Origin of the sequence: Neisseria arctica (genome assembly GCF_022870905.1) — a bacterium.
In the GTDB taxonomy this organism is placed as follows: Bacteria; Pseudomonadota; Gammaproteobacteria; order Burkholderiales; family Neisseriaceae; genus Neisseria; species Neisseria arctica.
Window position 1 is genome coordinate 453,833 of sequence record NZ_CP091510.1, and the last position, 12,818, is coordinate 466,650.

A 12,818-nucleotide genomic window follows, 5' to 3' on the forward strand; every position below is an offset into this window, starting at 1 on the left:
TAAAAGTGTTTATAAAAAAACCGAGTAATCGAATACATAATTACTCGGTTTTTTTTATTTGTTGATGCTTAGTTATTTTAGGCGGAATTCAGCTGCACGCGCATGGGCAGTTAACATTTCACCGTGGGCTAAAGTACTGGCAATTTTTCCAAGCTTTTGAGCGCCTGTCTCTGATACTTGGATCAGGCTGCTGCGCTTTTGAAAATCATAAGTACCTAAAGGTGAGGAGAAGCGTGCGGTTCTGCTTGTAGGTAAAACATGGTTAGGTCCAGCGCAATAGTCGCCAAGGCTTTCACTGGTATATTTTCCCATGAAAATAGCTCCGGCATGGCGGATTTTAGCGGCCCATACATCTGGGTTTTCTACAGATAATTCCAGGTGTTCGGGGGCAATATAATTGGCGATTTCACATGCTTCGTTTAAATCTTTTGCAAGAATGAATGCGCCCCTATTTGTTAGTGATGATTCAATAATAGTGCGGCGGGGCATTTCTGCGATTAGACGGTTCATGGATGCTTGAACATTGTCAAGGTATGGCTGCGAAGTAGAGATTAAGATGGCTTGGGCAATTTCATCATGCTCGGCTTGGCTAAATAAATCCATAGCCACCCAATCGGCAGGTGTGCTGCCATCGGCAATAACTAGAATTTCGGAAGGGCCCGCTACCATATCAATGCCGACGACCCCGAATACACGGCGCTTTGCGGCGGCCACAAATGCATTACCCGGGCCGGTAATTTTGTCTACTTGCGGGATGCTTTCAGTCCCATATGCTAATGCGGCTACAGCTTGTGCTCCGCCTACAGTGAAAACCTTGGTGACGCCCGCAATATAGGCGGCAGCCAATACAATATCATTGCGCTCACCTTTGGGGGTCGGTACAACCATAATAATTTCCGGTACGCCGGCAACATGTGCGGGCATAGCATTCATAATAACCGAACTGGGATAGGCGGCTTTGCCTCCGGGAACGTAAATGCCGACACGATCCAAAGGTGTAATTTGCTGTCCGAGTAATGTTCCATCTTCATCAGTATATTGCCATGAGTTCATTTTTTGATGCCGGTGGTATTTTTCAACGCGTTCGGCAGCAGTTTTTAAGGCCGTCTGAACTTCTATAGGTAAGCGCTCAAAAGCCTGTTGGAGATCTGTTTGGCTTAAGCTAAGGTCTGCCATGGTTTTGGCGGAAGTACCATCGAAACGGTTGGTGTATTCGATTACAGCCGTATCGCCGCGTGTTTGTACATCAGTGCATATATCGGCTACGATTTGATCAATTTTCGGATCTTGGGCAGTTTCAAAAGCAAGAAGGGCTTTGAGTTCATCTTGAAAATTAGGAGATTGGGTATTTAAGTGTTTCATAAAAGCAGGCTCTAGAAGTATGTTACATCATAGTTTTAACATTGCGGATATATTCTTTGCCTTCATGGCTGTAAATTTCTACCCATGTCGGCAAAATGTTGCGTACTGCTTGAGATACGGTTTTTTGACCTAGAGTTTTGGGGTTGAAATCTGGGTCAAGCTGACGGATTCGGCTGCATACATTGTTGAGTTCTGTGCCTGTACCGTTATCTGTTTGCGATTCAATAATTTCCTGTACTAAGCGGATAAAACGGCGGTAGCTTTGTCGACGGATATAGACTGTTGTATTGCCTATAGTTTTTATATCAATTTTAGGCAGTGTACGAACTAAATCAGAGAATTTACCGAAACCGTAGCTGCGGTGGTCGAAATCGGGATTGGTTTTACCTATATAGCTACGCAGACTGCCTAGTTGTACCCAACCATTATCATCTGCGGTTTCTTTAATGGCACGATAGATAATTTCTTCGGCATTGGCAGGTTGCTCGGCATACTTGAGTTCGGTTGTTGTTTGTGTGACGGTTTTCTCGGTATTAGTTGCTTGTGCGGCAGCCAATAGATTTTCAGTGTAAATGAAAGTATCGCAGGCTTTTCGGAATGATTCGGGTGTTTTCTTTTCACCGAAGCCATATACGGTTACACCGTTTTCACGGATACGAGATGCGAGGCGGGTGAAGTCACTATCACTGGAAACGATACAAAAACCATCAAAAGTTTTGCTGTAAAGTAAATCCATGGCATCAATCACTAACGCCATGTCGGTTGCATTTTTGCCTTTGGTGTAAGCAAATTGCTGAACAGGAATAATAGCATGCGGTAGCAAGGCTTCTTTCCATTTGTTTAGACCGCTGCTCCAATCTCCATAAATACGTTTTACGCTGGCGATACCATATTTGGCAATTTCTGCCAATAGGGGGGCGATAATGTCGGCCGAGGCGTTATCCGCATCAATTAAAACAGCTAATTTTTTTTCGGTTAGCAAAGTGGTTTTCCTATCAATTTAAGTATGGTGATATTGCTTAGAGTACAGTTTGTTTTATGTTTTACCACACTGTTTGGTTGCCACTGATACGGTTGTTTTGTCCATGGTCGCGTATCATTATTTGAGGTTGTAGGCGATAAATCCGGTTGTTGGAAACGGTATTGTTATCGGCAAAATCAGCATTATCGGCACTGCTGCCGAATGAGTAGCCCGCATCTGCTTGACAGTAGTTTCGCTTGCCGTTACGAGCTCCTAACCAAATCGAAGGCAAGCTGCCTTTATATTTCCTATAAAAAAATGTATTGTTTCTAATAATGTTTTCAGACGGCGTTTGATGGCGTATGGTGCCGCCTTCTCCACAATTGCGGTACAGGTATATACCGCCTTTATTTAAGGATGAAAAGCGGTTGTTTTGAAAAGTATTGCGTGCAGAGCCATCAATGGCAATCAACTCCCGAGCAGTTTTGCTGTCGACGGTATTGCGGATGAAAGTATTATTTGCACTTTCTGCGTCTAAATAAACGGCTACGCTATTGCTTCTGCCACTGATATGACTATCGGAAACGGTAATTTGCGTCACTCCCGGGGCAATGTATAAAGGTATGCGTCCATGGCCGTTAATAATTAAATTTTCTAACCGAATATTACGAGGAGCTGCTTGTTGTGCACGTTGGGTATGATCATTTTGAAGAGAAGAGGTACGTAATAATCCCCCCTCTCCGTTGGCAGCCATACCTTGAATCCGTATGGAACCCTCTATTCGGCAATTGCGCAAAGTAATATTTTGCGGTGCCTGCCATTGCCCTTTTTGTTGGATTGAGCGAATAAGCACACTATCGATTTTGCCTGACTTTCCGGAGTCGATGGTTGCTCCGTTGCAATCGAAAGTAATACCGCTGGCTTGATTGCCACTGAAAATCAGACGTTTGCCGATGCGGGCGGTTGCAGGCAGGGTGGCGGAACAGCGAACTTCAATACTGTTGTTTTCGCTGTCGGTAGGAGTCAAAATATCTGCAAGCTGGGAATTACTGCACATAGTAGTTTGGGTTGCCATTACGGCAGACCAAGGAAAATACAATAATACTGGCAGTATGGTTCGGTAGCGGCGGTACATATTCATTTTGATGTTATTTAGGCGTTTATTACGCCGGCAAAGGCATCAATAATGGGTTGGATAGTAGAGTATTTAACCTTTAATGCAGCTTTATTTACGACGAGGCGGCTGGAGATGTCGGCAATGTGTTCTACGGCCTCCAAGTTGTTAGCCTTGAGTGTACCTCCGGTAGATACCAAATCAACAATCGCATCACTTAATCCTACTAATGGAGCCAACTCCATTGAACCATAGAGTTTGATGATATCGACGTGTACACCTTTCCCTGCAAAATGTTCGGCAGCGATATCAGGATATTTTGTTGCCACACGTAAACGGCTTCCCGGTTGTGATGCTGCGGCGTAATTGAAGCCTTTGCGTACGGCAACCATCATACGGCATTTGGCAATTTGTAAATCAAGCGGCTGATACAGCCCATCTCCGCCGTGTTCGATTAGAACATCTTTGCCTGCGATACCGAAGTCGGCGGCACCATATTGAACGTAGGTAGGCACGTCGGAGGCGCGGACAATGACCAAACGTACATTAGGTAGATTGGTGCCGATAATTAATTTTCTTGAACTGCCGGGTTCTTCTTCTGGTTTGATTCCTGCAGCTGCCAATAAGGGCAAAGTTTCATCAAAAATACGCCCTTTGGAAAGGGCAATGGTCAGACCTGTTTCAGACATAGGTATTCCGGATATAAATGCCGTCTGAAAGAACAAAAGGTTCTGTTTTGTTCCCATGCGGCTTTCAATTTTTCAAAATATGTATTCTATAACAAAACCCGCCAAATAGGCGGGTTGCGGTAGGTAATGTTTAGAGCAAAGTTTTAATATCATCGGCGATTTGTGCTGCTGTACTGCCGTATGGTGCAAAAATAGCTACTTCACCGTTCTTATCTAATAAATAAGTACCAGCCGAGTGATCGACTAAATATACTTTTTCAGATTGTTGATTTGCTTTTGCGGAAACAACTTGGTATTGCTGTTTGATAAGGGGCAGGCTTTGATCACCAGTAACGGTTAGTCCGATAAAGTCAGGATGAAACTGTTTGACATATTTACCGATTAATTCGGGTGTGTCGCGCTCCGGGTCAACGCTGGCAAATACAACAGATACATCTTTAGCGGATTCCCCCAATTGCTCGATAGTATCTTTGTAAGTTAATAATTCGGTAGGGCATATGTCAGGGCAGTGTGTGTAACCAAAAGACAAAATGACCACTTTGCCTTTTAATTTACTTAATTGAAAGAGATTGCCGTTACCGTCAGTCATGGTGAAGTCACCACCAATATTTTGATTGCGTATATCAGTACCATGCAGTTTGGTTGCCTGTGTTGCGGATGCTGCTGTATCAGAGGATGCAGGGGTAATAGTGGCAGATTGTTGAGGCTGGCATGCACATAGTAAGGCGATAAGGCTGCCAGAGAAAAGCAGGTATGGATATTTCATGATCGGACTCCATTGGTAACGGTATTATATTAATATATTTTCTACCTTATGGTGATATTTGTTTTCCATTATAAATAGGCATTTTTTATAGATAGGAACGTTTGTGATTATGGGGAATTTTGAATTTAATTTTTAATATTTTCAATATGTTAAAAAAAAATTCAAAAATAATTGATAGAATTGGTTTACAAGGTAAAAAACACTGATATAATGTTGACTTCTTCACCAGCCCAGGTGGCGAAATTGGTAGACGCAGGGGACTCAAAATCCCCCGCCGAAAGGTGTGTCGGTTCGAGTCCGACCCTGGGCACCACACTGAAAAAACAGCAGCCTTTTAGGTTGCTTTTTTTACGTCTTATATTATCCAATAACGTCCACAAGATTTAATCAGGGCAAGGCTTTCAGCCGGTTTACCCATTCCCCCGTCACCGATTTTATATCCAATAACGTCCAATGCAATCCTGTTGAATCAACCAAAAAGCGGGGGTATATTTTGGGGTATCTTGCAAATACCCCTGAAAAAATACCCCCAAATGCCACTAAATGACCGTCAAATTAAAAATGCCAAGCCAACAGATAAGCCCTATAAGCTTTCAGATGGGGCAGGCCTGCATCTGGTTATTACCCCCGCAGGCGGTAAATTATGGCGATTGAAGTACCGTATTGATAGAAAAGAAAAACTGCTTTCAATCGGTAAATACCCTGCTGTATCACTCTCAGAAGCTCGCGAAGCAGCTAATAATGCACGCGCTATGTTGGCAGCAGGGCAAGACCCAAGCGCGACCAAACAGCAAGCGAAAGCCGAAAGAGCAGCAGCACTGGCTAACACCTTTCAGGCAATCACCCATCAATGGCACGCGGCCAACCTGCATCGCTGGAAGCCCATACATGCAGAAAGGGTATTACACCACTTCCAGAAAGACGTACTACCGTTAATCGGCAATATGCCGTTGGATGAAATCAATGTGGCGGCCATTAAGAACCTGTTAGATCGCATCGTTGTACGCGGTTCAATTCCGACTGCCGAGAAAATCAGGCAATGGATAGGGGCCGTTTTTGAATATGCGGCCATGTTGGAATTAACAGACCGTAACCCCGCCCGTGCATTAAAGCAGTATTTGCCCAAACCCAAAACCAAGCACATGCCCGCTTTGCCGGGTGAAGAGCTGACCGAATTTTACCGCCGCTTGCTTGTGGCCGATGTGAACCAGCAGAACAGAATCGGCGTGATGTTGATTATGCTGGTGTTTTTGCGTAATACCGAATTGCGGGGCGGTATGTGGGCAGAAATCGACTTCAAGGCCAAGCTATGGCGCGTTCCGGCCGAAAGAATGAAGCGGCCAAGACCGCATGAAGTTCCATTGTCGGATTGGACAATTGAGCTATTGCAAGAGCTACACGGTTTAACCAGCCAAACGCCCTACCTGTTTCCCAGTCACAAAAATACCAGCGGCTATATCAGTGAAAATACCTTGGGCAAAATCATCAATAACATGGGCTATAAAGGCATTGCCACACCCCACGGCTTCCGCAGCCTCGCCAGTAGCGTACTGAATGAACAAGGCTTTAATCCTGATGCTATCGAATTGCAGCTTGCCCACGTTGAAGAAAACAAGATAAGAGCCGCCTATAACCGAGCTGACTACATGGAAGAACGCCGGGCAATGATGCAGTGGTATAGCGATTATCTGAAAGAGCGGTATAACAAAGCAGTGGATAGCCTGAAAGCTGTTGCCAGCGGGTTATAGGTTGCCTGAAAGTCACAAACACCAGTTCCGTTGCTGTTTTTTGTTGCTGAACGTAAACCCTATTGCACACCAGTGGGCTTTAATCTATCATTTTGATACATAAGTAAGGGAAACATGGATAAGCAAGAGATAATCAGACTAATCAGGATGGCGGCCACAGACGGCAAAGTTTTTTATACCGCCCATGCAGAGCAGCGCATGTTGGAGCGCAGTATATCCCGCATTATGGTTCACCAATGCCTATTAGCTGGCATATCGGAAGCACACAGACACCTGTACACAATACCGACTATCACACCTATGAATGCCGTCTAAGCCACTATATGGCAGGTGTAAATTATGATGTGGTAGCTGCAATCAATCCCGCCGATCCTACCGCCATTGTTGTAACCGTTATTAACACAGAGGAATAGCTATCATGTATCAATACAAATTATCAGGGCTTGATAATGTATGGCTGGTAAACGGCTACACCATCGAGCAGACACCATACGGCGAGGCAGTGCATATTGACCACGCAAATGAGCTAGATACAGTCATTGCGCTTGAATTGGTAAAACAACAAGATGCACTTACAGCAGCAGAGTTTCGTTTTATCCGCCAACAGCTAGGCATGAGCCAAAGCGATGTGGGTGCATTCATGGGGGTGGATAATCAAACGGTAGCCCGCTGGGAGAAAAAAGAAACCCCGTTGCCACCCTATGCTGACAGATTGATGCGTGTATTGTTTACAGGGCATCAAGTCAAAGACACCAGTATTTATAGCTTGGTACAAACATTCAACGCTATTGATAAAGCCAAAAACAGCCGTATCGTGTTAACCAAATCAGAAACATGGCAGGGAGAATTACAGCCCTGTTAAGGCTACCTGAAACCTACAAACACCAGCCGCCCCGCTGGTGTTTTTTATTGCCTATTGTGGCCGATGCACCCCGTAATCGAAGCCAACACCCTAAAAGCCGCCTTAGATAAAGTCATACATCATTTGTATAATTATTTATTGAATGTATAATAATATCCAACAAAGACCAAAACGGCTAAATATCATGCAAACACAAGACGCTTTATATTACCGCCGAGCCGATTATGCAGAGAGCCTGCTAACCAGCCTAAACGGCATCACACATGCGTTTACACTCTTTGCCCCGCGCCGCATGGGTAAAACACAATTTCTATTAAAAGACATTGCCCCTACTGCCGAACGTATGGGCTTCAATGTGTTTTACTTTTCATTTATGGACGATACAGGCGCAAACGTTGCCGCCGATTTTCAAACAGCCTTATATCACTTCGCCCAAAGCATACGGACAGGCAGCGGCATCAAATCATTTTTAGGCAGTCTGAACAAAATTGACATCATGGGCATAGGCATAGGGCGGGAAAACAAAGCCGAAACCCTACCCAAAATCAGCGACATTATTACCAGCATAGCCCACGACAACGCTCCGACATTGCTATTGCTGGACGAAGTTCAGGAACTGGCACGGATAAAAGACACAAGCGGCCTAATACGTTCATTGCGCACAGGCTTGGACATCAACCAAAACCGCGTGAAAACCATTTTCACAGGCAGCAGCACCAATGGCCTGAAAGCCATGTTCAACAACAGCAAAGCCCCGTTTTTCCACTTTGCCCACGCCCTGGATTTTCCCCTTTTAGGTAAAGAATTTACCGACTTTTTAGCCGATGTTTATCAGAAACGTACAGGCAAACAAGCCGATAAAGCCGCCTTTTACACCATGTTTAAGCGGTTGAACCACACGCCTATGTACATGCGGGCAGTTGTACAAGACATGATAATCACACCCGAATTAAGCCTAGAAGAAGCCGCATCAAGCCGCTTGCAGCAACTCAATGAACAACACGCCGAAAAAGGAATCTGGGCAGAGTTAAAACCGATTGAGCAGGCCATTTTGGCGGATATAGCACGCAACCCCAACACCAGCCCGTACAGCCAAGAAAGCCGGCAACGATATGCCGCCGCGCTTGGCATAGCCAACGTGAGCAACAGCAACGTACAGGCCGCCATTAACCGCATGGAACGGCAAGACTGGATAAACCGCAATGCAAGCAGAACATTACAAATCAACAACCCGCTATTGCAGACATGGATTTTAGAAAACACACCCTAGCGGTATGATCAAAGGCCGTCTGAAAGTTTACAACCACACCTAGCCCGCGATTAGCTACCAACGGCGAAAACTAAGAGATTATGAAGTTATGAATACTTTAAATGCAGGTTTTGAACTAATAAATGAAATTTTTGCGCAAACACAAGCCAATAAGCCACAGCCAAGAAAATATCAAGGTTTACCTGACTGTAAAATAACAGGTGAAATTTACTCTTTGCCATTGGCTGCAGTATTGTGGTGTGGTGTTCCTATTGAAGAATCTGAAGCTGCAATTGCAGAGTCTGAAAATATGGGGAAAGGAATTTATAGGCACCCTTATATTCCATGTTTAGAAAAGAAAACGAGAGCTTTATATTTTGCTATTCAAGAGAATAAGTTAAGAACCTGTCGTGAACATGGAGATGGCGGAGAAGGTAATGACCATGTGGCCTATGATCGCCGACACTTCTGGGCGTCTGATTTAAAGGAATTTATTGAGCAATACCACCCTGATGATAAGCCAGCATTCCTTTTTAGCGATGAAGAGCGAAAACCGGAAATAGATTTACTAGAATATCAGCGTATGAATGCAGAATATATCAAGCAGCAAACGGAGATAGTTCGTCTGAAAACAGAACTTGCTGCCGCTGAAAGTAAAGCGCGAGATAACGAAGCTGCTAAACTTACTGCAGATGATAGATTAGAAAAAGCAGTTCAAGTATATAGAGAAAACAAAGCAGAAATTGAATCGTTGAAAGAAGAAAATAAAAGGCTAAAAAATGCGATTAAGCAACCATCAGCCAAAACCACAAATAAGCAAAACGAAATCATAGCGGGGTTATCAGTTTTGTTTACTAAAACGGATGGCGCACAGCCATACGAAATGGCAGAAACCATTTTGCAAGAATGGCAGCGCAATACAAAAGTGTTAGGCAGCGCACCAAGTAAAGAAGCAATAGCTGCTTATATCAAATTAGGTATGGAACGAATTAAACCTTAATCCAATATTGGATTAAGTATATCCAATATTGAACTAACCGCCCCTATGAGGGCGGTATATTTTCGCCATGTTCCAACAACGCCCAAAGAGGTAAAAGGAGATTGAAACATGGCAGATGCCATCTTACGCCAACTTGAAGTACGAAAACGCTTGGGAAACATTTCATCAAGCGCGCTTTGGTACCGGCTAGACCCTAAAAGTCATCTTTTTGACCCCGATATGCCGAAACCTTTCAAACTATCCGCCAACGGCCGTTCAGTCGGCTGGCTGGAAAGTGAAATCGACGCTTATATCGAAAAACGCGCCGCCGTGCGTTTAGGTGCATAAGGGGGGAAATCATGAATCAAAAAAATAACCGCCCAAACACCGGCAAAGGCATTTCAGGCGGCCAAAAAAAGGATAGCCGTAATCATACCGTTGTTTCATCAACCGATAAACAGGTTCAGCGAAAATTCATCCTGCAACGCTTGCGCCAACGCCCCCATAGCACGCTTGAGCTTCGTAACTTCGGCATTTGTGCGCCGGCTCCCCGCGTACTGGAATTACGCAGGCAGGGCTTTGATATTGCGACTACTTGGCGGCATGAAGAAGACCATGCGGGCATTACCCACCGCATAGGCGTTTACAGCCTGATAAGCGAGAAAGGGGCGCAGGTATGAATGCATTGATCACCATCCCTTTTTACGACCAATCTTTAAATCTGATTGATTCAGACGGCAAGCCTTTTGTTGCCATGCGCCCTATTGTTCAGGGCATGGGCTTAGCTTGGCAGACGCAAGAACGGAAGTTAAAAAGCAGGTTTAGTTCAGTTATCACCATAATGGTGACAACTGGTTTAGATGGCAAAAAATATCAAATGCTTTGCCTGCCTTTGGATAAGTTGCCTACATGGCTAATGACGCTTAATCCGCGCAAAGTTAAACCGGAAATCCGAGAAGCGATTAAACGTTACCAAGCCGAAAGCGAAGCGGTATTGTGGCAATACTGGACAGCCGGCATTGCGCGGCGTGACGAGATACGGCAAGCACTATCCGAGCTTATGGCAACAGAGGCGGAATCACTCAAGCGTGGCAGTGTGGCCGGTAAAGACCTGTATATCCGCAAACTGGAGAAGCAGCGTAACCAAGCCCAAATCGCCGCATTACAAGCGGAGCTGCCGTTTATTTGGAATGTGGTAGAGGAAAGGGCAACAGCATGACACCAAAGCAAGAACAGTTTGCCCGTTTATACATCGAAACCGGCAACACAACCGAAGCATACCGCAGGGCGTATAGCACGGAAAACATGAAGCCCGAAACCATTACGAATGAAGCCTACAAGCTACTGCAATCCCCCGATATTTCCGCGATGATAGATGACCTGAAAGCAGAGCATAAGGCGCGACATTGCGTAACCGTCGATGATGTTATTGCCGAGCTGGAGCAGGCGCGGCAGGCGGCGTTAAGCACGCCTACACCGCAATCCGGCGCGGCTGTATCAGCCACAATGGGCAAGGCTAAGATTTTGGGCTTGATTGTGGATAAAGCAGAAATCAAAGCAGAAGCGGAATTACATAGCCGCAAAATCGAACCGCCTCTTGAATCGCCTTTGAGTAAAGAAGAGTTAGGCAAAGTGATTACGATGTCTTCCGGTGATTTAAGCACTATTACCCTTGCCGATCTTCAAGCGGTTACGGGTGATAGCAATGAAAAGCTGTATTGGGCAATTGTAACCATCATCTCAATAAAGAAAATAACCTGATTAACCAGATTTTCAGGCGGCTTATAGGCTGCCTGGTTTGAATTTGAGGAATAAAGGCCGCTTCAGGGTAAAAATGCCACAACCATGGCAAATTGCCACACTTGCAACAGGTACACGAACAATGAATTTGCTGACAAATACGCGCGTGCGCGCGAGAGAAAACCCCTTACTTGACACTGGCGGAAAACCACGGCAATATTCAGCCATCGGTTTCAATCAACCGACCAGCCGTGGAAAGCTGGCACAAATCGGCAGACAAGCCGCCGGGAACTCAAATTCTTTGAGCGGTGTTTTTACGTCTGCATATCCCCTTGTTTTACCTTTCGCAATGGTAGGCGGGGGCAAGGTACGGCCTAGCCGTGCCGGTTCGATTTGCCGGTTTTCCACCCCTTGCCCTTTGCTTGCCGCCCACCGCGTGGAAACGGAAAGCGGCAAAGAAGCCAAATCGAAAGGTACGATCATGCCAAAAATCCGTAAGGGCTATTCACGCCCGCTTATTTCCCGCTCTATCCGTTCGTTTGATTCGCTTGCCGAGGCAGGCCGTTTTATCGACCGTCTGACTTCCTGCAATGCCAACGACTACCGTTTCAATATCGTGCAAAACGGCACGCGCTGGACGGTGTGCAATGTGATTTCGGGAGGTGTGCAATGAATAACCGTCTTACCGTCAATAAATTCCATTATTCCGGCTTGCCTGAATTATTGGGCAACACCCACGCCTTGGCTAATTCCGAACGGTTAAGCCCTGAAGATGCAGATTATCTGCACTCTTGCGCCGATTCGGCAATGGTGTCGCTTGGCTCATTGCTGGAAACATTCGGGCGTTTGGTTGAAGTGAACAGCCACGCTACTGAAGTTCACCGTATTGAAAACGAGACTGTTGTTCAAGCCGTGTTGGATATGAACACCATCGTAGGCGGCCTGATGCCTGTTTTGGCCGAAATCATGCAGGACTTGAAACACGTCCAAAAAGAGGGAGTGTGATATGGCAGCCATGACTTCAACCGTAAACTTGATCGCCCCCGTCTACATGCACAAAGAAACCTTTTCACCGGCAGACGGCAATTGTGAAGAAACCTGCTATACGGCTTCCGTATTACCGCCCTGCCATTTGCGGCCCGATACTGATTGGCTTCAGAAAGAATGGAAGCCTTTCAATGCGCCCACGCAAGAGGAAGCGGAAGCCGCCGCAATGGCTTATTGCCGCGTTCAAGGCTGGCAGTATCAGCGCGTAAGCGGCAAGCAGCCGATTTATCCGCAAATTCACCATACCGCCGACTAATCCAAATTATCCCATTTAGCCTATTCGCCGCCGCACCCAATATGC

At 45.5% G+C, this 12,818-nt stretch carries 17 protein-coding genes and 1 tRNA gene; 13 read left to right on the top strand and 5 right to left on the bottom strand.

Features of this window, described 5'->3' with window-relative positions:
• Positions 1-72: 72 nt before the first annotated feature.
• The 5 genes from hisD to LVJ86_RS01985 form a co-directional block, all read right to left on the bottom strand.
• Positions 73-1,362, bottom strand: a complete 1,290-nt coding sequence (gene hisD / locus LVJ86_RS01965) for a histidinol dehydrogenase (protein WP_047759868.1) — start codon at positions 1,360-1,362, stop codon at positions 73-75.
• Positions 1,363-1,384: 22 nt separating this feature from the next.
• Entirely contained in the window at positions 1,385-2,362 is a 978-nt protein-coding gene (locus LVJ86_RS01970; RefSeq protein WP_047759867.1) for an NYN domain-containing protein, read from the bottom strand.
• Positions 2,363-2,405: 43 nt separating this feature from the next.
• Positions 2,406-3,398, bottom strand: a complete 993-nt coding sequence (locus tag LVJ86_RS01975; protein WP_075968065.1) for a right-handed parallel beta-helix repeat-containing protein — start codon at positions 3,396-3,398, stop codon at positions 2,406-2,408.
• A 77-nt stretch (positions 3,399-3,475) separates the two neighbouring features.
• Positions 3,476-4,126 carry an ATP phosphoribosyltransferase gene (gene hisG / locus LVJ86_RS01980; protein ID WP_047759866.1) on the bottom strand — a complete coding sequence of 217 codons (651 nt, stop codon included), beginning with the start codon at positions 4,124-4,126 and terminating at the stop codon, positions 3,476-3,478.
• A 130-nt stretch (positions 4,127-4,256) separates the two neighbouring features.
• On the bottom strand, positions 4,257-4,892 hold the full coding sequence (locus tag LVJ86_RS01985; protein ID WP_047759865.1) for an SCO family protein: 636 nt from the start codon (positions 4,890-4,892) through the stop codon (positions 4,257-4,259).
• Between the two features lie 228 nt (positions 4,893-5,120).
• On the opposite strand from LVJ86_RS01985, the gene LVJ86_RS01990 reads away from it, so the two are divergent.
• The 13 genes from LVJ86_RS01990 (at position 5,121) to LVJ86_RS02050 (ending at position 12,773) form a co-directional block, all read left to right on the top strand.
• Positions 5,121-5,205: transfer RNA gene (locus LVJ86_RS01990), tRNA-Leu, on the top strand.
• Between the two features lie 220 nt (positions 5,206-5,425).
• Entirely contained in the window at positions 5,426-6,640 is a 1,215-nt protein-coding gene (locus tag LVJ86_RS01995; protein WP_244702587.1) for a tyrosine-type recombinase/integrase, read from the top strand.
• A gap of 236 nt (positions 6,641-6,876) precedes the next feature.
• On the top strand, positions 6,877-7,053 hold the full coding sequence (locus tag LVJ86_RS02000; protein WP_162488657.1) for a hypothetical protein: 177 nt from the start codon (positions 6,877-6,879) through the stop codon (positions 7,051-7,053).
• A 5-nt stretch (positions 7,054-7,058) separates the two neighbouring features.
• The gene (locus LVJ86_RS02005) at positions 7,059-7,502 is read left to right on the top strand and encodes a helix-turn-helix domain-containing protein (RefSeq protein WP_053008373.1); all 444 of its coding nucleotides are present in this window, start codon (positions 7,059-7,061) and stop codon (positions 7,500-7,502) included.
• Positions 7,503-7,686: 184 nt separating this feature from the next.
• Positions 7,687-8,772, top strand: a complete 1,086-nt coding sequence (locus tag LVJ86_RS02010) for an ATP-binding protein (protein ID WP_244702590.1) — start codon at positions 7,687-7,689, stop codon at positions 8,770-8,772.
• A gap of 88 nt (positions 8,773-8,860) precedes the next feature.
• Positions 8,861-9,751 (top strand): hypothetical protein, encoded by an 891-nt coding sequence (locus LVJ86_RS02015; protein WP_053008325.1) that lies wholly within the window; start codon positions 8,861-8,863, stop codon positions 9,749-9,751.
• 108 nt (positions 9,752-9,859) lie between these two features.
• A complete protein-coding gene (locus LVJ86_RS02020; protein WP_047760763.1) occupies positions 9,860-10,078 on the top strand; it encodes a helix-turn-helix transcriptional regulator in 219 nt (72 codons plus the stop codon).
• 11 nt (positions 10,079-10,089) lie between these two features.
• On the top strand, positions 10,090-10,410 hold the full coding sequence (locus tag LVJ86_RS02025; protein ID WP_082131246.1) for a helix-turn-helix domain-containing protein: 321 nt from the start codon (positions 10,090-10,092) through the stop codon (positions 10,408-10,410).
• On the top strand, positions 10,407-10,949 hold the full coding sequence (locus LVJ86_RS02030; RefSeq protein WP_047760762.1) for a phage antirepressor N-terminal domain-containing protein: 543 nt from the start codon (positions 10,407-10,409) through the stop codon (positions 10,947-10,949). Before LVJ86_RS02025 ends, LVJ86_RS02030 begins: the two co-directional genes overlap by 4 nt.
• Positions 10,946-11,491 (top strand): terminase small subunit, encoded by a 546-nt coding sequence (locus tag LVJ86_RS02035; RefSeq protein ID WP_047760761.1) that lies wholly within the window; start codon positions 10,946-10,948, stop codon positions 11,489-11,491. The genes LVJ86_RS02030 and LVJ86_RS02035 overlap by 4 nt, the downstream gene beginning before the upstream one ends.
• Before the next feature lie 73 nt (positions 11,492-11,564).
• Positions 11,565-12,143, top strand: coding sequence for a hypothetical protein (locus LVJ86_RS02040; protein ID WP_152667038.1), 579 nt, complete (start codon positions 11,565-11,567; stop codon positions 12,141-12,143).
• Complete coding sequence (locus LVJ86_RS02045; RefSeq protein WP_047760759.1) at positions 12,140-12,475, top strand: hypothetical protein; 336 nt, start codon at positions 12,140-12,142, stop codon at positions 12,473-12,475. Before LVJ86_RS02040 ends, LVJ86_RS02045 begins: the two co-directional genes overlap by 4 nt.
• Position 12,476: 1 nt before the next feature.
• Positions 12,477-12,773, top strand: coding sequence for a hypothetical protein (locus LVJ86_RS02050; protein ID WP_047760758.1), 297 nt, complete (start codon positions 12,477-12,479; stop codon positions 12,771-12,773).
• The last annotated feature ends 45 nt before the right edge of the window (positions 12,774-12,818 follow it).